A 23,605-nucleotide genomic window follows, 5' to 3' on the forward strand; every position below is an offset into this window, starting at 1 on the left:
ATGATTCCCGTGAGGCAAAAACGATCAGTCGTTACGCGAACCGCCAAAATACCCGCAGCCGCGTTGCACCTGGCCATCGATGCGCAGTTCGGCGCTCATGTGCTGCACGCTGCCGGTGCTGCCGTCGACGCAACGTTGCGGCGCGACCCAGAGCTCGATGCGCTGGTTATTGGCTTCGGTGCTCAGGTTGAAACGGCCATCGCCCAGTTGCTCTTCAACGTACGGCAGGGCCAGGGGCGGCTGACCGGCGCGGTCGATGACCATGCCTTTGCCGCTGACTCTGACGTTCCATTCCGGGCCATGGCCGGCGGCGCGCAGCGTCAGCTGCTTGAAATCGGGGTCATCGCACGCCGTGCCCGAGCGTTCGACGCGGTACAACTGCTCCAGATCCAGCTGGCCGCTGGCGGTGATCCGGCCGCGCACGTCTGCGAACAGCTTGCCCTGATCATCGGCCAGGCTTGCGGCTTCTTGCAGGACGCTGGTGCCGCCGGTGTCGTTGACCACATAACTGCGCTGCTCATTGCACGGTTGGAACAGCAACTTGCCGTCGGCCGCTGTCAACTGGCCCTGCAGGCGGGTCTGGCCCACATGGGAAGCACTTTCGCGCGGGCCATCAAGCAACTGACAGGCGGCGAACAGCGGAAGCAGGGCAACAAGTACCAACGAACGGGCAACACGCATCTTTGAGTCTCCTGACAAGTGTCGCCACGTTACTCAGCCTGACCGTTCATCACAACCCTGCAATGTCCTCGCTTTCCCAGAATAAAGTCAAAAGATCGCAGCCTGCGGCAGCTCCTACGGGATGTACGCCGAGCCTTTTGTAGGAGCTGGCGAAGCCTGCGATCTTTTGATTTTGGCAGTGGTTTAGCCGACGCGGTAGGTCTGGCCGGTCTGCAAGCCTTCCACGCTTTTGGCGTAGGCCAGCGCCACTTCGGCGGCGGGAACCGGTTTGAAGCCACGGAAGTACGGGGCATAACTGCCCATGGCTTCGACCAGCACGTTCGGGCTGACCGAATTGATGCGCAAACCGCGCGGCAGTTCGATCGCTGCTGCACGGACGAAGCTGTCCAGGGCGCCGTTGACCATGGAGGCCGAGCTGCCGGTACGAATCGGATCGTGGCTGAGGATGCCGGTGGTGAAGGTGAAGGATGCACCGTCATTGGCGAATTCCCGGCCGATCAGCAGCAGGTTGACCTGACCCATCAGCTTGTCCCGCAAGCCGAGCTCGAAGTCTTGTTCGGTCATGGTCGCCAGTGGCACGAAGTTGACGCTGCCAGCGGCGCAGATCAGCGCATCGAAGTTGCCGGTCTGTTGGAACAATTTGCGGATCGAGGCGCTGTCACTGATGTCGACCTGAAACTCACCGCTCTTGCGGCCGATACGGATGACTTCGTGGCGCTGGGACAGTTCATGGTCAATGGCCGAACCGACGGTGCCAGAGGCGCCGATCAAAAGAATTTTCATCGTGATGTACCTGAATGGGTTGGATTTATATTTAAGTTTAGAGTGGTTTTTTCCATAAATAAGCGGGCTAATAGGCAACCTTTGGTTTTCAAATGGAAACAATCCATGAGCGAAATGGACGACCTGGCGGCATTCGCGGTGTTGATCGAGGCGGGCAGTTTCACCTCGGCTGCCCAGCAACTGGGCTGCAGTAAAGGGCAACTCTCCAAGCGCATCAGCCTGCTGGAAGCGCGGTTTGCCGTGGTGTTGCTACAACGCACTACGCGCCGCTTGAGCCTGACGGCGGCGGGCGCGGCGTTGTTGCCGCAAGCCCAGGCGCTGGTGGTTCAAGTCGAGCGAGCACGTCAGGCCTTGGCGCGGTTGAAAGACGACATGGCCGGCCCTGTGCGGATGACGGTTCCGGTTTCATTGGGGGAAACCTTCTTTGACGGCGCGCTGCTGGAGTTTTCCCGGCAATACCCCGAGGTGCAGATCGAGCTGGAGCTCAACAATAACTACCGCGACCTGTCCCGGGACGGTTTCGATTTGGCAATCCGCTCGGAAGTGGCCAACGACGAACGCCTGGTCGCCCGCCCACTGCTGGCCTGGCACGAGATGACCTGCGCCAGCCCCGCGTACCTTGAGCGATTCGGTGAACCACTGACGCCTCAGGCACTGGCCGAACACCGCTGCCTGCTCAACAGCCATTACAGCGGTCGCGAAGAATGGCTCTATCACCAACAGCACGAGTTACTGCGGGTACGAGTGTCGGGGCCGTTCGCCAGCAACCATTACAATCTCTTGAAGAAAGCCGCGCTGGCGGATGCGGGCATTGCGCGTTTGCCGTCGTATTTGCTGCAAGAGGAATTGGCTGACGGGCGTTTGCGCTGGCTCCTGCGCGATTATCAGACCCGCAGCATGCCGATGTACCTGGTGCACCCGTATCAGGGCGGTTTGCCGAAACGTACCCAAGTGCTGGCGGATTATTTGATGGGTTGGTTCAAACGCAGTGGCGAGGCGTTGGATCGGCTTCAACGATAACGGGAACTGGTGTAACTGGATCGGCTGTAGCGGTAATGGTGATGGGGGTAATTGGATCGGCTTATGACGATCGGCGTAGGAGCTGCCGAAGGCTGCGATCTTTTGATCTTGCTCTTTTCGGAGCCGCTGAAAATCAAGATCAAAAGATCGCAGCCTTCGGCAGCTCCTACAGGGGATCCCTATCCGTCGATGGTTCGTCGTTAGTGGGCATACCGCTTGGCAATCAGATGATCAATCGACAACTTGCCCGGCCCGGTCGCCATCAAGTACAGCAACACCGCAGCCCAGGTGCCGTGGGTCGGATAGGCATCGGGGTACACGAACAGCTGAATGGTCAGGGTCATACCCAACAGCGCCAGAGCCGAAAAGCGGGTGGCAAAGCCGATCAGAATCAGCATCGGAAAGAAATGCTCGGCAAAGGCCGCCAGGTGCGCCGCCAGTTCCGGGGAGAGCAGCGGCAGGTGATATTCGCTCTGGAACAACGGGATGGTCGAGTCCGCCAGCCTTGGTACGCCGAGTTGAAACGTGCCCTCGATCAAATCGATGGCCAGGCCTTCCACCTTGGTCTGCCCAGATTTCCAGAACACCGCGGCAATCGAAAAACGCGCGATAAAGGCGATCAGGCTGTGAGGGATTTTTTCCAGCCACTTGATGGCGCGGGCGATGGGGTTCTGGTGGGTGTTCATGGCGATACCTTGTGGTGTAAATGGGTAATGACGTTGTGGCTGATCAGCAGCGCCAGGGTTTGGCTGAGGTCGAAGTCGGGCGCTGTCTCTAACGCTTGGGTCAGGGATTGGCCGTTTCGCAGGTTCTGAATGAAGGTGCAGGCGCCGTGGTCGATGGCAAAGACCTCAACCTCCAGACCATTGCGCAACACCAGCGCGTTTTGCCCGTGGCCGAGGTCGATCCCGGCCAGCGTCGCGTCTTGTTGATGCGCCGCCCAGATCGCAACCACGGCAAAAGCTGAAGTCAGCAGACTCAGGGAGGGATGAAACCCGACCGTCAGCTCGCTCAGCGCCTGCGGGTCCGACAGCGCTGCGGCAATCTGTTCATGGCGCAAGGGCTGCGCATCGGCGGCGTGATAGGCCTGAACGCGCAACCGCTCCAGCCGCGCCATGTCGGCCAGATAAGGCACGCTGGCTGCCGGTTCAAAGCTGTCGATGAACTCGGAAAAGTCCTTACCGTAGTCGTTGATGAGTGGGCCTTGAGGCGGGTAACTCTGCACATACAGCCCCGCCATCGCCCGAAAGAACTCATCGCCCACCAACTGCAGAACCACGGGGTAACTGTCGGCCAGGGCGTTGATCAGCGAGCTCTGCACATTGTTGCGATACACCGCGAAACGGCGGGCGGGATCGGCGCCATTGGCACTGAACAAGCCGTCGGGGCAGGGGCGTTGCGGATCGAGCAGAGCGGCGGCAAACGCAGCTTGAGTGCTCATGATCGGCCCCCCGCGCAATGCAGCAACTCATCAGCCTGACGGGCTTCGGCATGCAGCACGCTGAAGGCCGGCAATTGGTTGTCGCGCTCGATCAACGTGGCGATCGGGCCAACTCGCTCCAGTACCTGCCTGTACAGCGCCCACACCGCGTTATCGATGGGCGCACCGTGATCGTCGATCAGCATACGGTCGCCGAGGCTGTCGGTGTCTTCGGCAAACCCGGCCAGATGAATCTCTCCCACCGCCTGCAGCGGCAGCGCGTCGATGTAGGCCAGCGGATCCCTTTGGTGATTGATGCAGGAGACGTAGACGTTGTTGACGTCCAGCAGCAGGCCGCAACCGGTGCGGCGAATGACCTCACTGATGAAGTCGGCTTCATCGATTGTCGAGCGCTGGAACGCCAGATACGTCGCTGGATTCTCCAGCAGCATCGGGCGTTTGAGGGTGCTCTGCACCTGATCGATATGCTCGCAGACGCGGTTCAACGTCGGCGCATCGTAGGCCAGGGGCAGCAGGTCATTGAGAAACACCGGGCCATGGCTGGACCAGGCCAGGTGTTCGGAAATGGATTGGGGTTGATAGCGTTCGATCAGCGTGGCAAGCCTTTGCAGGTGCTGAAGATCCAGCGGACCTTCGGCTCCAATGGACAGGCCAACGCCGTGTAGCGATAGCGGATACTGCTCGCGAATCAACCCCAGAAAATGATGAAACGGGCCGCCGGCCACCATATAGTTTTCGGCGTGGACTTCGAAGAAACCGATGTCCGGTTGAGTACCGAGCACTTCACGAAAGTGCTCGGTCTTGAGCCCCAGCCCGGAGCGGGGCGGGAGCCCGGAAAGTATAGGGTTCATGGTCGACACTCAGGCTGGGTGCGGATTACGACTTGGGTTTGTAGGCTTCCAATTGGCCGAAACCGGTTGGCGAGGTTTTGCTCATCGTGGAGACGCAAGTGCCCTTAGGAACGTATTTCCAGGCATTGGCCTGATAGTCGGTTTTTGCCGTACCTGCGCAAGTAGTACCAGCGCCTGCGGCGCAATCGTTTTTGCCTTTCATGGCCACGCCGAAGCATTTTTCCATGTTGTCGTCAGCGGCATGGGCAGTGGACACAGCGGCGATATTCAGGGCAGACCCGAGAGCCAGAACCAGGGCGGTGGCGGACAGGGTGCGAGTGGTAGCAGTCATGGTGTTTTCTCCGGAATTGAGCTTTGGTTGGCAAGCGTTTGTGCTTGCTTACTGCTCTAGAGAAACCATAGGGTGATGTGTTACAGCCTGCCCGGAATTTTTTTCAGAAATCCTCGAAAACACCATCAATCCCCTCTGGCAGAGGAGGCCGATAAGATCCTCAGGCAATGCTGATTTTACTGACGCTGGTGATCTGACCGTTCCAGACCATCTCGTAGTGGGCTGTTTGAGTGATCGATGAGAGGGGGTTGGGAGTCATCAGTGCCCAGCAGTGGCTCCCCTGCATGCGCACGGAGTTGTACCGCAGACCAGGGATTCCGGCATCCTTGATGGCCTTTCCCAATCGATGGGAGTGCGTGTAATCGACAGGATCGTAGACAGGATCGTCCATCGCAATGGACACCGCATCCCTCATGGCTTCGTCAACGAAAGTGCAGGATAACCCGCGGAAAACAAACCTCTCGTAATTGAGCCCCTGGACTTTCGACCAATATTGGTTCTGATGATGCTGCACCTCGGCCAGTGCGGTTTCCATCGTGGCAGCCAGGTACAACACGCCGAAACTGCCATCGCTGAAGCGCGAACCCGCTGGATTGATGTGGGTGAAAGGAGCGATTGCGTAAGAGCACCCAGGGATGCCGAAGGGAATCTGCGCACGCGGTATCAGCTCAAGCCGGCCGACTTCATTTTGCAGCCTCGGATTGGTGAGGGCCTGGATCTGATACAGCACATCAAATTCGTCCGCGTTTGCCACGTCGTCAAACAGCGCAATGGGCGGAAATTTTGAATTGATCAATCGGTAGGCCTGCAACTGTTCCCCGGCCAATACAGCCAACTGGCTCACCGTTACCATTGTGCGCCTCGCAGCATGTCGATCCGCCGAAACGTCTCGTACAGGGAAATCATATCCCCTTGAGACATGATTTCGAGCGGGCTACGCCCGTTGAAGAACTCGTTCTCGTTCGCCATCGCAGCAAAACCATAGACATTTTCAGGGTTATCAAAGACAAGGCGCAGGGTGGCATGGATGTTGAGAATAAAACTGATGCGCTGCATCTGGTCTGAATCCAGGCTGACGGACCATTCGGGATCGCGCTGCTTTGCCCGGGAATACGTACTGCGGGAAATGCGCAAGATACGACAGGCCTGATCGCTCGACGCTTGCCACTTTTCGAGTATGCCTACAGCCGCTCGCAAACCAGTCACGCACTGGTCTTTGCTGAATGCTTGGGCCTGGGAGGTTGCTGTCATGGCGATCACTTTGTGTTGTCTATAGATACAAATATATGAAATATGTATCCATGGAGCAAGTTTGTTCGTGTTGTGAATACGCAGACCCCGTAGGAGCTGCCGAAGGCTGCGATCTTTTGATCTTGATCTTCAGTAATTCAGAAAGGATCAAAGTCAAAAGATCGCAGCCTTCGGCAGCTCCTACGGGGGATCTTCATTGTTGTGGGGATTGTGGCAGGCATAAAAAAACGGCCTGCGAAGGCCGTTTTTTGTTTACCGCGATCGCTCAACCACCGAGGTACGCTTCGCGCACTTTCGGGTCGGTCAGCAGCGCTTCACCTGTCCCTGTCATCACCACCCGGCCGTTTTCCAGCACATAGGCACGGTCAGCGATTTTCAACGCCTGGTTGGCGTTTTGCTCCACCAGGAACACCGTCACACCGTCCTTGCGCAGTTGTTCGATGATGTCGAAGATCTGCTGGATGATGATCGGTGCCAGGCCCAGCGATGGCTCGTCGAGCAGCAACAGCTTGGGCTTGCTCATCAGCGCACGGCCGATGGCGAGCATTTGCTGTTCGCCGCCAGACATGGTGCCGCCGCGTTGGGCGAAGCGCTCTTTCAGGCGTGGGAAAAGTCCGAGGACCTTGTCCATCTGTTCCTGATAATCGCCCTTGTCGGTGAAGAATCCGCCCATGGCGAGGTTCTCTTCCACGGTCAGGCGGGCAAACACCCGACGACCTTCCGGGACCACGGCGATGCTTTTACGCATGATGTGCGACGAGTCCTGGCCGACGAGCTCTTCACCCATGTAGCGGATGCTGCCGCTGTGGGCCTGCGGCGAACCGCAGAGGGTCATCAACAGGGTCGACTTGCCGGCACCGTTGGCGCCGATCAGCGTCACGATCTCGCCCTGGCGGACTTCGACGTTGACGCTGTGCAGCGCCTGGATCTTGCCGTAGAAGGTGGAAACGTTTTCGAACTGCAGCATTTACGCTTCCCCCAGGTAGGCTTTGATCACTTCAGGATTGTCGCGGATCTGTTCCGGCGTACCGTCGGCCAGAGGCGTGCCCTGGTTGATCACGAAGATGTGGTCGGAAATGCTCATGACCAGTTTCATGTCGTGTTCGATCAGCAGCACGGTCACATCATGCTCTTCACGCAGGATGCCGATCAGTGCCTTGAGGTCTTCGGTTTCCCGCGGGTTGAGGCCGGCAGCCGGTTCGTCGAGCATGAGGATCCGCGGGCGGGTCATCATGCAGCGAGCGATTTCCAGGCGACGTTGCTGACCGTAGGCCAGGGTGCCGGCCGGACGGTTGGCGAACTCCTTGAGGTTGACCTTTTCCAGCCAGTACTCGGCGTATTCCATGGCCTCGCGTTCGCTTCTGCGGAACGCGGGGGTCTTGAACAGACCGGCCAGGAAATTGGTGTTCAGGTGACGGTGTTGCGCGATCAAGAGGTTCTCGACCGCTGTCATGTCCTTGAACAGCCGCACGTTCTGGAAGGTGCGCACCACGCCTTTGAGGGCAATCTTGTGGCCCGGCAACCCTTGGATCTGCTCGCCGTCCAGCACGATGCTGCCGGCGGTGGGCTGGTAGAAACCGGTCAGGCAGTTGAACACGGTGGTCTTGCCGGCGCCGTTGGGGCCGATCATCGATACCACTTGTTTCTCTTTGACAGTCAGGGCCACGCTGTTGACCGCCAACAGGCCGCCGAAGCGCATGCTCAGGTCAGTGACTTTCAGGATCTCACGGCTCATTTGCGCAGCTCCATGTGGGGGCGTTGCATCGGCAGCAGACCTTGTGGACGCCAGATCATCATCAGCACCATCAAGGCGCCGAACATCAACATGCGGTATTCACTGAACTCACGCATCATTTCCGGCAACAGGATCATCACCGTGGCGGCGAGTACGACGCCCAGTTGCGAGCCCATGCCGCCCAGCACCACGATGGCGAGGATGGTCGCCGATTCGATGAAGGTGAAGGACTCCGGTGTCACCAGGCCTTGGCGCGCGGCGAAGAAGCTACCGGCGAAACCGGCGAAGCAGGCACCGAGGGTGAAGGCCGACAGCTTGATGACCGTAGGATTGAGACCCAGTGCACGGCAGGCAATTTCGTCTTCACGCAGCGCTTCCCAGGCACGGCCCAGGGGCATGCGCAGCAAGCGGTTGATGACGAACAGCGCGAACAACGACAACAACACCGCGATCAGGTAAAGGAATATCACCTTGTTGATCGAGTTGTATTCCAGGCCGAAGTACTCGTGGAAGGTCTGCAGACCTTCTGCGGCAGTTCTATCAAAGCTCAGCCCGAAAAGCGTGGGCTTGGGAATGTTGCTGATGCCGTTCGGGCCGCCGGTGAGGTCGGTCAGGTTACGCAGGAACAGACGGATGATTTCACCGAAACCCAAGGTCACGATTGCCAGGTAGTCACCGCGCAAACGCAGTACCGGGAAACCGAGCAGGAAGCCAAACGTGGCCGCCATCATCCCGGCTATCGGCAGGCAGATCCAGAAGCTCAGGCCGTAGTAGTGCGACAGCAGCGCGTAGCTGTAGGCGCCCACGGCGTAGAAGCCGACATAACCGAGATCGAGCAGGCCAGCCAGGCCGACCACGATGTTCAAGCCCAGGCCGAGCATCACGTAGATCAGCACCAGCGTGGCGATGTCCACCGCACCGCGAGAGCCGAAGAACGGCCAGACCAGAGAACCGATGATCAACGCGATGATGATCCAGCGCTGGGTGGTTGGCAGGGTCAGGAAGGTACTGGCCTTGGCCGGGATCACCGGCAGGTTGGGCGAGGCTTTCCAGGCCGAGCTGATCTGCTGGTCGAACAGCACCCGCAGGAACATCAGCACCGAGCACACGGCGATGGTGATCAGCGTTGCAGTGCTGGTGCCATGGACTTCGAGGTTGATGCCGACAATGGTCAGTTTCAGACCGAGTACCGGGTAGGCAACCGCCCACACCAGCAAGGCGCTGAACAACGCCTGTTTAAGATTCCTAGTCATACTTTCTCAACCTCCGGACGGCCCAACAGGCCGGTTGGCCGGAACAACAACACCAGAACCAGTAGACCGAACGCCACGACGTCCTTGTACTGGTCGCCGAAGATATCGGCACCAAAGGCTTCCGCCACCCCAAGCACCAGCCCGCCGAGCATCGCGCCGGGGATGCTGCCGATACCGCCCAATACTGCTGCGGTGAAGGCCTTGAGGCCGACCAGGAAACCGGCGTTCGGGTTGATCACGCCGTATTGCATGCTCAGCAGCACGGCCGCGATGGCCGCCAGTGCCGCACCGATGACGAAGGTCAGGGCGATGATGTTGTTGGTGTTGATACCCAAGAGGTTGGCCATCTTGATGTCTTCGGCACAGGCGCGGCAGGCGCGACCCAGGCGAGAACGGGAGATGAACAGCGTCAGGCCGAGCATGGCGACCAGGGTCACCACGAACACCACGATTTGCATGTAGGAAATCAGCACTTCATGTGCGCCACCTGGCCCGATGGCGAAGTTGCCAGGGATCAGGTTGGAGATGGATTTGTCCTTGGAGTCTTGCGCCAGCAGAACCGTGTTCTGCAGGAAGATCGACATGCCGATGGCGGAAATCAGCGGGATCAGACGGTTGCTGCCGCGCAGGGGGCGGTAGGCGATCCGTTCGATGCTGTAACCGTAGGCACTGGTCACGACGATGGTCGCGAGGAAAGCCGCGGTCATCAAGAGAGGGACACTGTCGAGTCCCAGCATGGCCAGCCCGGCGATGGCGATGAACGCCACGTAAGAGCCGATCATGTACACCTCGCCGTGGGCGAAGTTGATCATTCCAATGATGCCGTAAACCATCGTATAGCCGATGGCGATCAGGGCATACGTGCTGCCAATGGTCAGACCATTAACCAGCTGTTGGAAGAAGTGATAGATGTCAGGCATTACAGCGCTCCTAAAAACCTGATACGCATTTCACTGGTGGAGTCATTTTCCCGCTCGAGCCCCGTGGATCTGCATCCACTTCGAATTCGAGGTTTGCCAGCGAACCGCTGATGACGGTTTTGAGATTTTCAGGTGGGGAGACTGGCGGATCACGCCAGCGCGGCCCAATACGTTCGTAAAACAAAGCCCACGGCACGCCGTGGGCTTTATTGGCAGTCAGTCAGGCCAAGGCCTTACTGAGGCGAAACTTCAGTTTTAGGTTTGCCGAAGTGCCACTGGTAAACCACGAATTTGAAGTCCTTCAGGTCGCCCTTTTCGTCGAAAGACAGGTCGCCGGTCGGGGTTTTGAACGTGCCCTTGTGGATAGCTTCAGCCACTTTTGCGGTGTCTTCGCTCTTGGCGGCCTTGATGCCTTCGGCGATGACTTGCACAGCCGAGTAGGACGGGAACACGAACGGACCGCTCGGGTCTTCTTTCTTGGCTTTGAACGCGTCAGCCAGGGCGATGTTGGCCGGATCCTGGTCGAAGGATTTCGGCAGGGTCACCAGCAGGCCTTCGGAAGCTTCCTTGGCGATCTGCGAAATGGAGTCGTTACCCACGCCTTCCGGCCCCATGAACTTGGCTTTCAGGCCTTTTTCCTGGGATTGACGCAGGAGCAGACCCAGCTCCGGGTGGTAGCCGCCGTAGTAGACGAAGTCGACGTTGGCTTGTTTGAGCTTGGAGACCATCGAAGAGAAGTCTTTGTCGCCAGCGTTGATGCCTTCGAACACGGCAACCTTGACGCCTTTCTTCTCGAGGGTGGTTTTAACGGCGCTGGCGATGCCTTCACCGTATTGCTGTTTGTCGTGCAGCACAGCAACGATTTTCGGTTTGACGTGATCGGCAATGTAGTTACCGGCGGCAGGGCCCTGGGCGCTGTCCAGACCGATAGTACGGAAGATCATTTTGTAGCCGCGAGTGGTGATGTCCGGGCTGGTGGCAGCCGGAGTGATCATGATCACGCCTTCGTCTTCGTAAATGTCCGAAGCCGGTTGAGTGGAGCTGGAGCACAGGTGACCCACCACGAACTTGACGCCGTCGTTGACGACTTTGTTCGCAACAGCAACCGCTTGTTTTGGATCGCAGGCGTCATCGTATTCAACGGCTTCGAGCTTCTTGCCGTCGACGCCGCCCTTGGCGTTGATTTGTTCGATGGCCATTTTCGAGCCACTGAACTGCATGTCGCCGTATTGGGCTACAGGGCCGGTTTTAGGGCCGGCGATGCCGATCTTGATGGTGTCAGCGGCGAACGAATGGCTGGCAACCCCGGCCAGAACCATAGCGGCAAACAGTTTTGAAATCTGCTTAGTAGCCTTAGTCATAGTGCTCCACTCTTACTGTTGTAGTTTTTATAGTCCTGGCGCCGTAGCAGCAGAACCGGGTCAGATATCGTTGATATCCTCCGGAAAATGCCCCCGGCAACTGTACCGGTACAGTGTAGAGCGCCGATTGTTAGCCTGGGAAGGCAGCGCCGGGGGGCAAAACCTGAGGGTGTCGCTTTATTGAAAGAAAAAGACAGAATCACGGCGGGATGTTAGCTGGCTAATACTTGATTCAGCAGCATTCCTTGGCTTTCCTGCGTTTTTCAATCGGTAACGCAATTGCATCCGGGTTTTTCTGGCGCAATACCGACGTTATCATTCACGTCGATTTTCTTTGCGGACAGAAACCCATGACTCAAGAACCTAGCACCCTCTATGCCAAGCTGCTTGGTGAGACCGCATCTATTACCTGGAAAGAGTTGGAGCCGTTCTTTGCCAGGGGTGCCCTATTGTGGGTCGATCCAGGCCTGGATTTGATCGCTGCGGCAGAAGCGGTGGCAACCGATGAAGGCGAGAAAGTCGCTGCCTGGCTGGCCGCCGACAAGGTCGCCAAGCTGTCTGAAACGCGGGCGCTGGATCTTTTCGAGCGCGATCCCGAGCTGTGGGCCGTGGTGGTTTCACCGTGGATTCTGATCCAGGAAAGGGCGACGAGCTGAACGCTTGCACTTAATTGGTGCGCTGCACTGCCGGTTAAAAGTGTGTAGCCGAGTAGCGTGATGGCATGTTGCCGTAGAGAAAGGCCACAGAAGGGTCTTGGCGAGGGTGACGTAAACGTAACGGGAACAGTTTATTGAGCAGCCGATGGACTGCTTAATTGTTTCTGGATGTTGGAAAAAAGATCAGGATCAGATCAAAAGATCGCAGCCTTCGGCAGCTCCTACAAAGGCGCGCTGCGATGTCATGTGAACCGCAGCCCGTAGGAGCTGCCGAAGGCTGCGATCTTTTCGGGCTTAGCTCAAGCCGTCTTGCCGGTATGGTTATTCAGCGAAATAACCTTGGTCTTGCCAATCCGGTGACGGTAAATCTCGCGCAAATACTTGATCGACTTCTTCACGCAATCCCGAGACAAACGAATGTCATTGATCGAGACAAACTTGTCCTTGTCGTTGATCAGCTCACGGTACTTTTTCTCGTACATCGGTTTGATCGCGTACCAGTTGGTATCGAGGATTTTCGCCGGGTTTTCGAATTCGTTGAGCAGTTCATCGATCCGGTCTTCGTCGAAGTCTTCGTTGATGATGAAGTCCAGGATCGAGTTGTCCAGCGTCTCGTCGAAGCGATACGGGTTTTTCGCGAAGCAGCGCTTGATGAAGGCCACGATCAGGGTCAAAAAGTCGTCCGACAGGCACGGGCTCTTGGCGATGAGGGTGGTCAGCGACAAGTTGGCCGAGGCGCCGATTACCAGCGCATAACGCTTGAGCGTGGTGTTGGGGAACAAGCTGTTGAGGTGGGTCTTCAGCCGGTTCAGGTCCATGTAGGACAGCTTGTAGTCCTTGGGCAAGGACACAATCGACACCACTGACGAACAATTCTTGAAGAAGTGCAGGTCGTGCAACGCGGCCGCGTCATAGCCCGAATTCTTGTACTGCTCAAGCGAGGCGCGATAGCGCTTGGACTCGATCGGCAACAGGCTGATGCCTTCGATTGCCTGCGTGACCTTGTTGAAGTGCGGCAGGTCGATCGAGCGGAAGAACAGGTCGTCGATGTTCAGGCGTTGCGGCTCTTTTTCGAACACCTTGAACTTGTCGCTGCTCGGCGGCGGGGTTTCCGGTACGACGGACTCGGCGTAGGCAATCGCCACGGGGCCGGCCAGGCTCATGAACAGGTCGTTGGCGTCCAGGCGAATGGTTTCGCCGATGTCGATGCCGGCGCGACGGAAATAGTTCTGGTCGTAGTCGGTGGTCACCGCCTGCGCGGTCAGAATGTTGAAGATCTGCTGTGAGATGTACTGGTTGGCGTGCTTTTCCATGGCATTGACATCAATGTTCTGGATGTTGCCGTCATCGCTTTCTTCGGCGTAACGCATGATGTCGTTGGAGATCAGCATCATCGCGTTCCATGGGCGGATACGGCCCATGACGCTGGCTTCGCTGCTGTCTTCGTTGGCGAAGTTGTAGGAGAAGTCCCACTCTTCCGACAGGTATTTGCACAACAGGCGACCGGCGTTGATGTGCAGCGCCTCGGACATTTCGCTGCGGTGATCGGAAATATTGGGCAGTACGCAAATGCCGCTGGTGAAGATCGGTTCGAAGACGAAGGAATGACCGCTCTTGCTGTCGTGCTCGTCCATCGGCTTGGTGTCGAATGTCTTGTTCATGTACGAGTGCTGCTGGGCCAGGCCGAACTCCGAGGCCATGCCCGAACCGGTACCGCCGCCGGCACTGAAGATCGAGAAATACAGGCGCGACTGGTTAGCCTTGATCCCGCAGCTGTCGATCAGGTACGAGTGAATCATCTTCCAGTCAGGGCTGGAGAACCGCTGGGTATCCTTGTTCAGGATGATCTTGGCCAGGTATTGGCCGAGGATCGGCGCGTTACCGGCGCCACCGGCGTGGACTTCCGACAAGTCCATGATTTTCATTTTGCTGTAGTCGCGCAAAAAGCCGCTTTTTTCGCCCTTGCGCGAGAAACGGATGCGACCGGCGATGTCCTTGTCCAGGTCGCCGAGCATCACCAGCGGCTCGACCAGAAACACCGGTTTGCTGGCCTTGTTCGGCCCCAGGCGCAGGTTGTTGCGAATCCACTGCGCCGGGCTGTAGCCCTTTTCGGCGTAGCGTTTGTCTGGCGACAGACGGTCTTCGTTGTTGAATTCGTTGAGGTAGAACTTGCGGGCGTTGTACACCAGCTCCGCGACGTCCAGTGCGATGTTCGAACCACAGCGGCCCAGGCCGATCAGGCACACCGAAGGGAATTCCTGATCGCTGTGTTGTTCGTTGTCGCCTTCCAGATGGGGCGGGCGCGGGAACACCATGTCGCGCAGGCCGTCGAGGTTGTCGAGGATGCGGTCGGTATTGGTTTCGGTGAAGTACAGGTATTGCTGAGTCGCCAGCGGACGCGACGGGGTCAATGGCTTCGACGATGAGGGGCTGTTCGCCGCGGGGCTCAGGGTCAGGTCGGATACCGCGGTGGCCGGATTATTTTTAGAAGTCATTGTGCGCCATATACCTGGACTGGTCGGCTCGGCGACAAGTGTCATCGAGTCATCACGGAATGAGATCTCGCGTCTTTTTGCAGCGCGAATGTGGCCCAAGCGTCAGGGCCTTGGCCTGTGCGTCGCTCGGGGGAATCCTTTCCTTAATCATGATGAATCGGCCAATATTCGATGATCTTTAATCAAAGGGAGGCTAAATGATGGCAACGTTGCCAGCGCTGGGGTTTGCCGGAATCGGTTTGATGGGCTTGCCAATGTGCCGACGTCTGTTGGCGGCGGGTTATCCGCTGACGGTGTGGAACCGCAACCCCGACAAGTGCGCAGCGCTGGTGGAGGCCGGCGCGCGGCAAGTGGCGACACCGGCCGAACTGTGCCAACACGCGGGCCTGGTGATGCTGTGCTTGGCCGACACAGCTGTTGTACGTGAGGTGGTGTTTGGCGCGGCAGGCGTTGCCGAGGGGGCGAAAAGCGGCCAGCTACTGGTGGATTTTTCCAGCCTGGAACCCACCGCGACGCGGGAAATGGCGAACTCATTGGCCAGTAAAACCGGTATGAGTTGGCTCGATGCGCCGGTCTCCGGCGGGGTGGTCGGCGCCGAGGCCGGCAGCCTGGCGATCATGGTCGGCGGCGAGGCGGCAGACCTTGAGCGCGTGCGGCCGGTGTTGTTGACCCTTGGCCAGCGCGTGACCCACATGGGCGCCGTCGGTGCGGGGCAGGTGACCAAGGCCTGCAATCAGATGATCGTGGCGTGCAATGCCTTGGTGATTGCCGAAGTGGTGGCCTTGGCCGAGCGTTCCGGGGTCGACGCCCGCGTGATCGCCGAGGCGCTCGCCGGTGGCTTCGCCGATTCAAAACCGCTGCAGATTCTTGCGCCGCAAATGGCTGACAGCCGTTTCGAACCGGTGAAGTGGCACGTACGCACGCTGCTCAAGGATCTGGACACCGCCGTGAAATTTTCCCGCGAACAGGGTTCGGCCACACCGATCAGCGGATTGGCCGCACAACTGATGCGCCTCCATGGGGGGCAGGGGTTCCTGAAAAAGGATCCGTCGACGTTAGTGCAGTTGTACCGCGCGCCAGACTCAAAGGATTGAAGGTGTGCACGTGCTTGCGCTGATTGATTTCGGCCAGCACCGGACGCAACTCAGCCAGCGGCACCGGACGGCTGAGCAGGTAGCCCTGAACGAAGTCGCAGCCGTGGCGTTCGAGAAAGTCGTACTGTTCGAAGGTTTCGACGCCTTCGGTGACGACCTGCAAATGCAGGGTATGAGCCATGACGATAATGGCCTGGACGATTTCCATGTCCTGGGTGGCCTTGGGGATGTCTTGAATGAACGAGCGGTCGATCTTCAACGTGTTTAATGGCAGGCGCCTGAGGTAGGCCAGGGATGAATAGCCGGTGCCGAAGTCATCGATCGACAACGAGACCCCGAGAGCGCGAATCTGGCGCAGCAACACCAGGGTGTTGCTGATATTGCCCATCAGCGCATTCTCGGTGACTTCCAGTTCCAGCCGGTGTGGTGCCACCCCGAAGGCGTGCAGGGCGTGTTCGATTTCATTGGCCAGTTCTTCTCGCGCCAGGTTCAGGGGCGAGCAATTCACCGCGATTTTGAGTTCTTCGCAATCGTGCCGGGACAGCTCGCCCAAGTCCTCGCAGGCCTTGCGCAGCACCCAGTTGTCCAGCTCGGCAATCAGGCCGTTGGCTTCGGCAATGGCGATGAATCGATCCGGCGTGAGCAAGCCGTGAACCGGATGTTGCCAGCGAATCAGCGCTTCAAGTTTGGTGACCTGGCCGGTTCTCAGGTCATAGATCGGTTGGTAATGCAGCATCAACCCGGTGTTTTCGCGCAGGGCGTGACGCAGTTCCTCTTCGAGTTGCAACTCCAGGGTGGCGCGGGTTTTCAGGTTTGCACTGAAAAAATGCAGGGCGTTACGACCGCAATCCTTGGACTGATACAGCGCCAGGTCAGCGTTTTTCAGCAGTTCTTCACAGGTCTTGCCATCTTCCGGAAACAGGCTGATGCCGATGCTGGTGGTCATGACCATGCGCCGTCCGGACAACTCGATGGGCTCCTTCATTTTCAGCATGATGCGCTGGGCCATTTGCCGCGCTTCTTCACGGTCATACAGGGTGATCAGGATGCAGAATTCGTCGCCTCCGAAGCGCGCCACCACGTCTTCATGGCTGCGCACTGCAGCCTTGATGTGGCCGGCCAGGACTTTGAGCAATTCGTCACCGGCGTCATGGCCGAGGCTGTCATTGATCCGCTTGAAATGGTCGATGTCGAGGAACATCACCGCCAGCATGCCGCCTTCATTGGTTTTCTCGATGAGTTTCTCGGCGAAGATCTGGTTGAAGCCTCGTCGGTTGATCAGGTTGGTCAAGGGGTCGTAATGCGCCACCTGTTGCAGCGACATGCGTGCCTGATCCAATTGACTGAGCAGGGCGTTGACCCGTTGCAGGTCATGCTCTTTATGTTGCAGTTTCTTGTCCGCCCATGCAGCGCTGATGCCGCTGCCGATGATCAGCAGCGTCATTACCGCTACCGTCAGCCCCAGTTGCAGGTGATTGTTGTCGCTGGGCAGGGGCTCAAGGCTGCCAACGGGCAGCACCAGGCTGAACGCCGCCATGCCGGTGAAATGCATGCTCACGATGCCGGCTCCGAGCACCAGGCTGGCGGTGTATTTGAGCAATTGATGAAACACGCCGGCACCATCGCGCAGGTGACTGGAAATCAGCAGGGCGGCCAGGCTGGCACCGATGGCGATCACAATGGAAAGCACGAACAGTACGGGTTGGTAGTAGGCCATCGCATTCGATCGCAGGGCGGCCATGCCCACGTAATGCATGGTTGCGATGCCCAGGCCGATCCACACTGCGGCCCGCAGGTATTGCCAGAAATTCAGCTGAGGATGACTGAGGGTGTGCATGGCCAGCCACGAGGCGGTCAGGGCGAACAACAGCGAGAGCAGGGTAGTGGGCAAGTGGTAATGGATTTCGATCGGCGCCTGGAACGCCAGCATGCTGATGAAATGCATGGCCCAGATACCACCTGCCAAGCACCCGGCACCGACCCAGCGCCAGAGTCGTTGGGAGGCAGGTTTTTCCACATGGCCGACTCGCTCGGTCATGCCCAGCGTGGCGAAACCGGTCGCGCAAGCCACTAGATAGGCCAGCAACACCAAAAACGGGTTATGGGTGCAATCGAGTATGACCTGTCCGCTCTCTGGCAGCCCGGTCATGAAATGCAAACCAAGCCACTCCATAGCATGCCCCATCTCTGAATCATCCTGCGCCATGTACGCTGGCGAATGCTTGCAGTATAGAGGCCTTGCAAGGAGCGCAAGAGGTGATGGCACAGTAATGCCAATGTTTTTGGAATGGCGTTTAGAACGATTGGAAATAAATTGTTTCATGGCTCGCATTGGCTGTCATGGACGGGTATCAGCATTACGAATAATTACAGACAGCGCGGGTCCGCCTGACTAGATTGACGGTTCCGGGCTCGAATGCGTTGGCAGTGAAGCCCCAATAACAATAAAAGAGACGGACCCATGCAGAACTCGACCCAAGCGGCGAATGCCTGGCGCATTCTGTTCCTGCTGTTCCTGGCCAACCTGTTCAACTTCTTCGATCGCACCATCCCGGCCATCATCATCGAGCCGATCCGCATGGAATGGCACCTCAGCGACTTTCAACTGGGGATCATCGGCACCGCTTTCACCATCGTTTACGCCATTGCCGGCCTGCCCCTTGGGCGATTGGCGGATACCGGTTCGCGCAGCAAGTTGATGGGCTGGGGCCTGGCAACATGGAGCGGGCTGACTGCGGTCAACGGGCTGGTGGGCAGTTTCTGGAGTTTCCTGATCGTGCGCATGGGCATCGGCATCGGTGAAGCCAGTTACGCGCCGGCCGCCAACTCGCTGATCGGCGATTTGTTCCCGGCTCATCGTCGGGCTCGGGCCATGGGCATTTTCATGCTGGGTCTTCCGCTGGGGTTACTGCTGGCGTTCTTCACCATCGGCTGGATGGTCAAGACGTTCGACAGCTGGCGCGCGCCGTTCTTTATCGCGGCGGTGCCGGGGTTGATCCTGGCGGTGTTCATGTTCTTCATCAAAGAGCCGAAACGCGGCGCGGCGGAAAGCGTGCAAGTGTCTCAGGAACGCGTGGACCGGCCGATCCGTCGAGTGCTGGCGGTGCCGACTTTCCTGTGGCTGGTCATGGCGGGGCTGTGTTTCAACTTCGCGACTTACGCCTGCAACTCGTTTCTGGTGCCGATGTTGCAGCGATATTTCCTGATGCCATTGCAGGAGGCAGCAGTGGCGACCGGGGTGATCGTCGGGGTGACCGGGCTGTTCGGCCTGACGCTCGGCGGCTGGATCGCCGACAAGATTCACCAACGCGTGGCCAATGGGCGGCTGCTGTTCGCGGCGTTCAGCCTGATCATTTCGACCGTGTGTACCGCTTGGGCCCTGCACGCCGGACGCATCGAGATCGGGGTGTTTGTCGCGGTGTTCAGCCTGGGTTGGTTGTTTGCTTACAACTTCTATACCTGCGTGTACACGGCGATTCAGGACGTGGTCGAACCGCGCCTGCGGGCCACGGCCATGGCGTTGTTCTTTGCCGGTCTGTATTTGCTGGGCGGCGGATTGGGGCCGGTGGTGGTCGGCGGATTGTCGGATCACTTTGCGCAAACGGCCATGCTGTCGGCCGGCGCCGAGCAGATGACTGAAGCGTTCAAGGCGGTCGGCCTGCATGACGCGATGTACCTGATCCCGGTGGCGTTGTTCTTTACCATGGTGTTTCTGTTTTTGGCCTCGCGGTGTTTTGTAAGGGATGCCAAGCGGATGAAGGAGGGGTTGGTGGCGGTGGTTGAGCCTGGAATTGCAGCGGCGCCCGCGGTTTAAGATCAAAAGATCGCAGCCTTCGGCAGCTCCTACAGGGGCATCGTGATCAGCGGGACCCTGTAGGAGCTGCCGAAGGCTGCGATCTTGGCGGCGGTTGTTTCACCACAGATCTTCAGAAAGCAAAAAGGCCCGCATCGCTGCGGGCCTTCTGGTTTCAGCGGCGGAGTAGGGGGATTAACCCGCCACCAACACCCGAATCGCTTCCAGTCGCAGCGCCGCTTTGTCGAGCATGGCCAGGCCTTGCTCGCGCTGTTTGCGCAGGGCAACCAGTTCGCTGTCACGCACGGTCGGGTTGACCGCTTGCAACGCGGTCAGGCGTGCCAGTTCTTCGTCGGTATCCGCCGCCAGACGACGTTGCGCCTCGGCCACGCGTTCGGCGTGACGCGGGGTGATTTTCTCTTCGCCGGCGTTGATCCGTGGCGTCAGCTGGTCGCGCTGGGCCTGGATGAACTTGTTGGCGCTGGCGCGGGGTACGCTTTCCAGTTGATCGTTCAGGGTTTCGAACGACACCCGGGTCGACAGGTCGTTGCCGTTGGCGTCGAGCAGGCAACGCAGGGCGGCCGGCGGCAGGTAACGGCCCAACTGCAGCGAACGCGGGGCAACCACTTCGCTGACGTAGAGCAGTTCCAGCAACACGGTGCCCGGTTTCAGCGCCTTGTTCTTGATCAGCGCCACGGCGGTGTTGCCCATCGAGCCGGACAGAACCAGGTCCATGCCGCCTTGAACCATCGGGTGTTCCCAGGTGATGAACTGCATGTCTTCGCGAGACAGCGCCTGGTTGCGGTCGTAGGTGATGGTCACGCCTTCGTCGTCGCCCAGCGGGAAGCTGGCGTCGAGCATTTTTTCGCTTGGCTTGAGGATCAGCGCGTTTTCCGAATGGTCTTCACTGTCGATGCCAAAGGCGTCAAACAGGGTTTCCATGTAGATCGGCAGGGCGAACTGATCGTCTTGTTCGAGGATGTCCTTGACCAGCGCATCACCTTCGCCAGCGCCGCCGGAGTTGAGTTCCAGCAAGCGGTCGCGACCGGTGTGCAGTTCGGCTTCCAGACGCTCACGTTCGGCGCGGGCTTCGTCGATCAGCGCCTGCCACTCGCCATCGTCGGCGTTTTCCAGCAGCGGCAGCAGGCGCGGGCCGAACTGATGCTGCAAGGCGTTGCCGGTCGGGCAGGTGTTGAGGAACGCGTTCAGCGCTTCGTGGTACCACTGGTACAGCCGCTCTTGCGGGCTGGTTTCCAGGTACGGCACGTGCAGCTCGATGATGTGCTTCTGACCGATCCGGTCGAGACGACCGATACGCTGCTCCAGCAGGTCCGGGTGCGACGGCAGATCGAACAGCACCAAATGGTGCGAGAACTGGAAGTTGCGACCTTCACTGCCGATTTCCGAGCAGATCAGCACCTGAGCACCAAATTCTTCGTCGGCGAAGTAGGCGGCGGCGCGGTCGCGCTCGAGGATGTTCATGCCTTCGTGGAAGACCGTGGCCGGAATGCCGGAACGCACGCGCAGGGCGTCTTCCAGGTCCATGGCGGTTTCGGCGTGGGCGCAGATCACCAGCACTTTGGTGCGCTTGAGCATTTTCAGGGTGTCGATCAGCCACTCGACACGCGGGTCAAATTTCCACCAGCGCTCTTCTTCGTTGGCGTCCGGCTGGGCCTGGAAGCTGACTTCCGGGTACAGCTCGGCGTGATCGCCCAATGGCAGTTCGAGGTATTCGGCCGGGCACGGCAGCGGGTACGGGTGCAGTTTGCGCTCCGGGAAACCCTGCACGGCGGCGCGGGTATTACGGAACAGCACGCGGCCGGTGCCATGTCGGTCCAGCAGTTCGCGGACCAGACGGGCGCTGGCTTCGGTGTCGCCATCATTGACGGCAGCCAGCAGGGCTTCGCCTTCGTTGCCGAGGAAACCGTGGATAGTCTTGTGCGCTTCAGGTGACAGACGCCCTTTGTCCAGCAGCTCCTGAACGGCTTCGGCCACCGGGCGATAGTTTTCGCTCTCGGCGCGGAAGGCGTGCAGGTCATGGAAACGGTTCGGGTCGAGCAGGCGCAGACGCGCGAAGTGACTGTCCTGACCCAGTTGTTCCGGAGTCGCGGTCAGCAGCAAGACGCCGGGAATGACTTCGGCGAGTTGCTCCACCAGCGAATACTGAGGGCTGACCTGATCTTCGTGCCACACCAGGTGGTGCGCTTCGTCGACCACCAGCAAATCCCAGCCGGCCGCGAACAACGCGTCCTGGGCCTTCTCGTCATCTACCAGCCATTCGAGTGCAACCAGTGCAAGCTGGGTATCTTCGAACGGGTTGGCGGCATCGCTTTCGATGAAGCGTTCTTCATCGAACAGCGCGACTTGCAGGTTGAAGCGGCGGCGCATCTCCACCAGCCACTGGTGCTGGAGGTTTTCCGGCACCAGGATCAATACGCGACTGGCGCGGCCCGAAAGCAGTTGGCGATGGATCACCAGACCGGCCTCGATGGTCTTGCCCAGGCCCACTTCGTCTGCCAGCAGAACCCGCGGCGCGATGCGGTCGGCGACTTCACGGGCAATGTGCAACTGGTGCGCGATCGGTTGCGCACGCACGCCGCCCAGGCCCCAGAGCGAGGATTGCAATTGGCGGCTGGTGTGTTCCAGGGTGTTGTATCGCAGGGAGAACCAGGCCAGCGGATCGATCTGTCCGGCGAACAGACGGTCGCTGGCCAGACGGAACTGAATGAAGTTCGATAGCTGGGTTTCCGGCAGGGTGACCACTTCGTTCTGCGCGTTGAGGCCGTGGTAGACCAGCAGGCCATCGACGTCGTCGACCTCCTGGACGGTCAGCTTCCAGCCTTCGAAGTGAGTGATGCTGTCACCCGGCGAAAACCGCACGCGGGTGAGGGGCGCATTCCGTAGCGCGTACTGGCGAGTCTCGCCAGTGGCCGGATAGAGCACGGTCAACAAGCGGCCGTCCTGTGCCAGAACGGTGCCCAAACCCAGCTCGGCTTCGCTGTCACTGATCCAGCGTTGCCCCGGTTGATACTGCTGCGCCATGCTGCCTGACTCCCACCCTGAAAAAGCGGGCTATCTTAACGGAATGAGCCTTCAGGACCAAAGGATTACATGCGCGCGCTGATGGAGGATGCGAACTTTTCGGGAGATGAAGATCAAAAGATCGCAGGCTGCACCAGCTCCTACGGTGCCAGGCGGGTCACAAGTTTGCGACCGATGGCTCAAGTCGCCATTCCCGCAGCCGACAGCCTGCTGACAGGAGACTAACAATATGCTGCCACCGATGCTCCCCTTGAGCGCCGTACCGATCACGTCACAGCAGGATCCGATTCGCCAGCGCCCGGATATTCCGCCTGTGGTGCCGGTGCAGGAAAGCTCCAACGAAAGCACCATCGACCTGCAAAAACGCGATCCGGAAGAGGCAGGCCTGCAGCTGCGCGAGGAACAGCGTCGGCAACAGGAGCGCGAGCGCCGCCGTCGTGAGGCCGATGAAGATCCTGAAGAGCACCTGGCGATTCCCGGCAATGAGCTCAATGCCGACAACACCGTACCGGTGGTGCCGTTGATGGAGGATCAGCCGCGTCAGGGGTTGTGGGTCGATATCGAGATCTGAAGTGCCGGATCACTGGTCAGCGCCCGCGCCAGACCGCATTATTGGCGTAATCCTGTCGCCTTTACCGGCAGTTGAATTCATTTCCAAGCGATGCACTGAACGCCATGAGCCAAGATGACAAGCTGATCGACCTCAACACCGAACGCGCCAAGCGGGTTCATGACCTTAATGAAAAGCGCCTGAATGAAGTACGCCAGGCGTTCGAGCAGGCGATGCCGTTGGGCAAAGCGAAGAAAAAGCCGAAGAACAAACCGAAAAAGCGTTGAAACACCCTGCATCGGTTGATGCAGGTCAGTTATTTCCCTTCCTTTTACGCCCGTATAGGGC

23 protein-coding genes are annotated in these 23,605 nt (G+C 58.8%); 7 read left to right on the plus strand and 16 right to left on the minus strand.

Features of this window, described 5'->3' with window-relative positions; translation table 11 throughout:
- Positions 1-24: 24 nt before the first annotated feature.
- Together ACZ89R_RS24365 and ACZ89R_RS24370 are read right to left on the minus strand one after the other, a co-directional pair.
- Positions 25-681, minus strand: coding sequence for a COG3650 family protein (locus ACZ89R_RS24365; RefSeq protein ID WP_429544342.1), 657 nt, complete (start codon positions 679-681; stop codon positions 25-27).
- 183 nt (positions 682-864) lie between these two features.
- Complete coding sequence (locus ACZ89R_RS24370) at positions 865-1,464, minus strand: short chain dehydrogenase (RefSeq protein WP_218398320.1); 600 nt, start codon at positions 1,462-1,464, stop codon at positions 865-867.
- 105 nt (positions 1,465-1,569) lie between these two features.
- Between ACZ89R_RS24370 and ACZ89R_RS24375 the strand changes: the two genes are divergently transcribed.
- Positions 1,570-2,484, plus strand: a complete 915-nt coding sequence (locus ACZ89R_RS24375; RefSeq protein WP_429544341.1) for a LysR family transcriptional regulator — start codon at positions 1,570-1,572, stop codon at positions 2,482-2,484.
- Positions 2,485-2,684: 200 nt separating this feature from the next.
- Here ACZ89R_RS24375 and ACZ89R_RS24380 read toward each other — a convergent pair whose 3' ends face one another.
- The 11 genes from ACZ89R_RS24380 to ACZ89R_RS24430 all read right to left on the minus strand — a co-directional run bounded on the left by ACZ89R_RS24380 (position 2,685) and on the right by ACZ89R_RS24430 (position 11,627).
- Positions 2,685-3,170 (minus strand): DoxX family protein, encoded by a 486-nt coding sequence (locus ACZ89R_RS24380; protein ID WP_429544340.1) that lies wholly within the window; start codon positions 3,168-3,170, stop codon positions 2,685-2,687.
- Positions 3,167-3,925, minus strand: coding sequence for an HvfC/BufC N-terminal domain-containing protein (locus tag ACZ89R_RS24385; RefSeq protein WP_429544339.1), 759 nt, complete (start codon positions 3,923-3,925; stop codon positions 3,167-3,169). Before ACZ89R_RS24385 ends, ACZ89R_RS24380 begins: the two co-directional genes overlap by 4 nt.
- Entirely contained in the window at positions 3,922-4,776 is an 855-nt protein-coding gene (gene bufB / locus ACZ89R_RS24390; RefSeq protein WP_429544338.1) for an MNIO family bufferin maturase, read from the minus strand. Before bufB ends, ACZ89R_RS24385 begins: the two co-directional genes overlap by 4 nt.
- Before the next feature lie 25 nt (positions 4,777-4,801).
- On the minus strand, positions 4,802-5,107 hold the full coding sequence (locus tag ACZ89R_RS24395; protein ID WP_429544337.1) for a BufA1 family periplasmic bufferin-type metallophore: 306 nt from the start codon (positions 5,105-5,107) through the stop codon (positions 4,802-4,804).
- A gap of 160 nt (positions 5,108-5,267) precedes the next feature.
- Positions 5,268-5,960 carry an RES family NAD+ phosphorylase gene (locus ACZ89R_RS24400; protein WP_429544336.1) on the minus strand — a complete coding sequence of 231 codons (693 nt, stop codon included), beginning with the start codon at positions 5,958-5,960 and terminating at the stop codon, positions 5,268-5,270.
- Entirely contained in the window at positions 5,954-6,358 is a 405-nt protein-coding gene (locus tag ACZ89R_RS24405; RefSeq protein WP_429544335.1) for an antitoxin Xre-like helix-turn-helix domain-containing protein, read from the minus strand. The genes ACZ89R_RS24400 and ACZ89R_RS24405 overlap by 7 nt, the downstream gene beginning before the upstream one ends.
- A 265-nt stretch (positions 6,359-6,623) precedes the next feature.
- Positions 6,624-7,325 (minus strand): ABC transporter ATP-binding protein, encoded by a 702-nt coding sequence (locus ACZ89R_RS24410; RefSeq protein WP_007906649.1) that lies wholly within the window; start codon positions 7,323-7,325, stop codon positions 6,624-6,626.
- Positions 7,326-8,093 carry a high-affinity branched-chain amino acid ABC transporter ATP-binding protein LivG gene (gene livG / locus ACZ89R_RS24415; protein ID WP_007906647.1) on the minus strand — a complete coding sequence of 256 codons (768 nt, stop codon included), beginning with the start codon at positions 8,091-8,093 and terminating at the stop codon, positions 7,326-7,328.
- Positions 8,090-9,346 (minus strand): high-affinity branched-chain amino acid ABC transporter permease LivM, encoded by a 1,257-nt coding sequence (locus ACZ89R_RS24420; protein ID WP_427625743.1) that lies wholly within the window; start codon positions 9,344-9,346, stop codon positions 8,090-8,092. Before ACZ89R_RS24420 ends, livG begins: the two co-directional genes overlap by 4 nt.
- Positions 9,343-10,266: a high-affinity branched-chain amino acid ABC transporter permease LivH gene (gene livH, locus ACZ89R_RS24425; RefSeq protein ID WP_008074580.1), complete on the minus strand. Its 924-nt coding sequence runs from the start codon at positions 10,264-10,266 to the stop codon at positions 9,343-9,345. Before livH ends, ACZ89R_RS24420 begins: the two co-directional genes overlap by 4 nt.
- A gap of 233 nt (positions 10,267-10,499) precedes the next feature.
- The gene (locus ACZ89R_RS24430; protein ID WP_123499227.1) at positions 10,500-11,627 is read right to left on the minus strand and encodes a branched-chain amino acid ABC transporter substrate-binding protein; all 1,128 of its coding nucleotides are present in this window, start codon (positions 11,625-11,627) and stop codon (positions 10,500-10,502) included.
- 350 nt (positions 11,628-11,977) lie between these two features.
- Between ACZ89R_RS24430 and ACZ89R_RS24435 the strand changes: the two genes are divergently transcribed.
- Positions 11,978-12,283: a DUF2288 domain-containing protein gene (locus ACZ89R_RS24435; protein ID WP_007906642.1), complete on the plus strand. Its 306-nt coding sequence runs from the start codon at positions 11,978-11,980 to the stop codon at positions 12,281-12,283.
- Between the two features lie 299 nt (positions 12,284-12,582).
- Here the strand turns inward: ACZ89R_RS24435 and ACZ89R_RS24440 are convergent, their stop codons facing one another.
- Positions 12,583-14,778, minus strand: a complete 2,196-nt coding sequence (locus ACZ89R_RS24440) for a hypothetical protein (RefSeq protein ID WP_253553597.1) — start codon at positions 14,776-14,778, stop codon at positions 12,583-12,585.
- A gap of 197 nt (positions 14,779-14,975) precedes the next feature.
- Between ACZ89R_RS24440 and ACZ89R_RS24445 the strand changes: the two genes are divergently transcribed.
- The gene (locus ACZ89R_RS24445) at positions 14,976-15,872 is read left to right on the plus strand and encodes an NAD(P)-dependent oxidoreductase (RefSeq protein WP_123499223.1); all 897 of its coding nucleotides are present in this window, start codon (positions 14,976-14,978) and stop codon (positions 15,870-15,872) included.
- Here the strand turns inward: ACZ89R_RS24445 and ACZ89R_RS24450 are convergent.
- A complete protein-coding gene (locus ACZ89R_RS24450; protein ID WP_123499221.1) occupies positions 15,763-18,045 on the minus strand; it encodes a putative bifunctional diguanylate cyclase/phosphodiesterase in 2,283 nt (760 codons plus the stop codon). The genes ACZ89R_RS24445 and ACZ89R_RS24450 overlap by 110 nt on opposite strands.
- A 288-nt stretch (positions 18,046-18,333) precedes the next feature.
- On the opposite strand from ACZ89R_RS24450, the gene ACZ89R_RS24455 reads away from it, so the two are divergent.
- Entirely contained in the window at positions 18,334-19,686 is a 1,353-nt protein-coding gene (locus ACZ89R_RS24455) for a spinster family MFS transporter (RefSeq protein WP_429544334.1), read from the plus strand.
- A 174-nt stretch (positions 19,687-19,860) separates the two neighbouring features.
- Here the strand turns inward: ACZ89R_RS24455 and rapA are convergent, their stop codons facing one another.
- Positions 19,861-22,707, minus strand: coding sequence for an RNA polymerase-associated protein RapA (gene rapA, locus ACZ89R_RS24460; protein ID WP_429544333.1), 2,847 nt, complete (start codon positions 22,705-22,707; stop codon positions 19,861-19,863).
- A 69-nt stretch (positions 22,708-22,776) separates the two neighbouring features.
- On the opposite strand from rapA, the gene ACZ89R_RS24465 reads away from it, so the two are divergent.
- From ACZ89R_RS24465 to ACZ89R_RS24475, 3 genes are all read left to right on the plus strand, one after another.
- On the plus strand, positions 22,777-22,932 hold the full coding sequence (locus tag ACZ89R_RS24465; RefSeq protein WP_429387270.1) for a hypothetical protein: 156 nt from the start codon (positions 22,777-22,779) through the stop codon (positions 22,930-22,932).
- 4 nt (positions 22,933-22,936) lie between these two features.
- Positions 22,937-23,278, plus strand: coding sequence for a hypothetical protein (locus tag ACZ89R_RS24470; protein WP_052966937.1), 342 nt, complete (start codon positions 22,937-22,939; stop codon positions 23,276-23,278).
- 104 nt (positions 23,279-23,382) lie between these two features.
- Positions 23,383-23,544 (plus strand): hypothetical protein, encoded by a 162-nt coding sequence (locus tag ACZ89R_RS24475; protein ID WP_007906621.1) that lies wholly within the window; start codon positions 23,383-23,385, stop codon positions 23,542-23,544.
- Positions 23,545-23,605: the final 61 nt, after the last annotated feature.

Source organism: Pseudomonas sp. TE3728 (assembly GCF_056279145.1).

Coding starts and splice junctions, on each gene's coding strand:
- livG (WP_007906647.1), bottom strand. CDS start 8,093: ATGAGCCGTGAGATCCTGAAAGTCACTGACCTGAGCATGCGCTTCGGC.
- ACZ89R_RS24450 (WP_123499221.1), bottom strand. CDS start 18,045: ATGGAGTGGCTTGGTTTGCATTTCATGACCGGGCTGCCAGAGAGCGGA.
- ACZ89R_RS24400 (WP_429544336.1), bottom strand. CDS start 5,960: ATGGTAACGGTGAGCCAGTTGGCTGTATTGGCCGGGGAACAGTTGCAG.
- ACZ89R_RS24370 (WP_218398320.1), bottom strand. CDS start 1,464: ATGAAAATTCTTTTGATCGGCGCCTCTGGCACCGTCGGTTCGGCCATT.
- ACZ89R_RS24410 (WP_007906649.1), bottom strand. CDS start 7,325: ATGCTGCAGTTCGAAAACGTTTCCACCTTCTACGGCAAGATCCAGGCG.
- ACZ89R_RS24445 (WP_123499223.1), top strand. CDS start 14,976: ATGATGGCAACGTTGCCAGCGCTGGGGTTTGCCGGAATCGGTTTGATG.
- ACZ89R_RS24465 (WP_429387270.1), top strand. CDS start 22,777: ATGCGCGCGCTGATGGAGGATGCGAACTTTTCGGGAGATGAAGATCAA.
- bufB (WP_429544338.1), bottom strand. CDS start 4,776: ATGAACCCTATACTTTCCGGGCTCCCGCCCCGCTCCGGGCTGGGGCTC.
- ACZ89R_RS24395 (WP_429544337.1), bottom strand. CDS start 5,107: ATGACTGCTACCACTCGCACCCTGTCCGCCACCGCCCTGGTTCTGGCT.
- ACZ89R_RS24470 (WP_052966937.1), top strand. CDS start 22,937: ATGCTGCCACCGATGCTCCCCTTGAGCGCCGTACCGATCACGTCACAG.
- ACZ89R_RS24380 (WP_429544340.1), bottom strand. CDS start 3,170: ATGAACACCCACCAGAACCCCATCGCCCGCGCCATCAAGTGGCTGGAA.
- ACZ89R_RS24365 (WP_429544342.1), bottom strand. CDS start 681: ATGCGTGTTGCCCGTTCGTTGGTACTTGTTGCCCTGCTTCCGCTGTTC.
- ACZ89R_RS24435 (WP_007906642.1), top strand. CDS start 11,978: ATGACTCAAGAACCTAGCACCCTCTATGCCAAGCTGCTTGGTGAGACC.
- ACZ89R_RS24440 (WP_253553597.1), bottom strand. CDS start 14,778: ATGACTTCTAAAAATAATCCGGCCACCGCGGTATCCGACCTGACCCTG.
- ACZ89R_RS24375 (WP_429544341.1), top strand. CDS start 1,570: ATGAGCGAAATGGACGACCTGGCGGCATTCGCGGTGTTGATCGAGGCG.
- livH (WP_008074580.1), bottom strand. CDS start 10,266: ATGCCTGACATCTATCACTTCTTCCAACAGCTGGTTAATGGTCTGACC.
- ACZ89R_RS24475 (WP_007906621.1), top strand. CDS start 23,383: ATGAGCCAAGATGACAAGCTGATCGACCTCAACACCGAACGCGCCAAG.
- ACZ89R_RS24385 (WP_429544339.1), bottom strand. CDS start 3,925: ATGAGCACTCAAGCTGCGTTTGCCGCCGCTCTGCTCGATCCGCAACGC.
- ACZ89R_RS24420 (WP_427625743.1), bottom strand. CDS start 9,346: ATGACTAGGAATCTTAAACAGGCGTTGTTCAGCGCCTTGCTGGTGTGG.
- ACZ89R_RS24405 (WP_429544335.1), bottom strand. CDS start 6,358: ATGACAGCAACCTCCCAGGCCCAAGCATTCAGCAAAGACCAGTGCGTG.
- rapA (WP_429544333.1), bottom strand. CDS start 22,707: ATGGCGCAGCAGTATCAACCGGGGCAACGCTGGATCAGTGACAGCGAA.
- ACZ89R_RS24430 (WP_123499227.1), bottom strand. CDS start 11,627: ATGACTAAGGCTACTAAGCAGATTTCAAAACTGTTTGCCGCTATGGTT.
- ACZ89R_RS24455 (WP_429544334.1), top strand. CDS start 18,334: ATGCAGAACTCGACCCAAGCGGCGAATGCCTGGCGCATTCTGTTCCTG.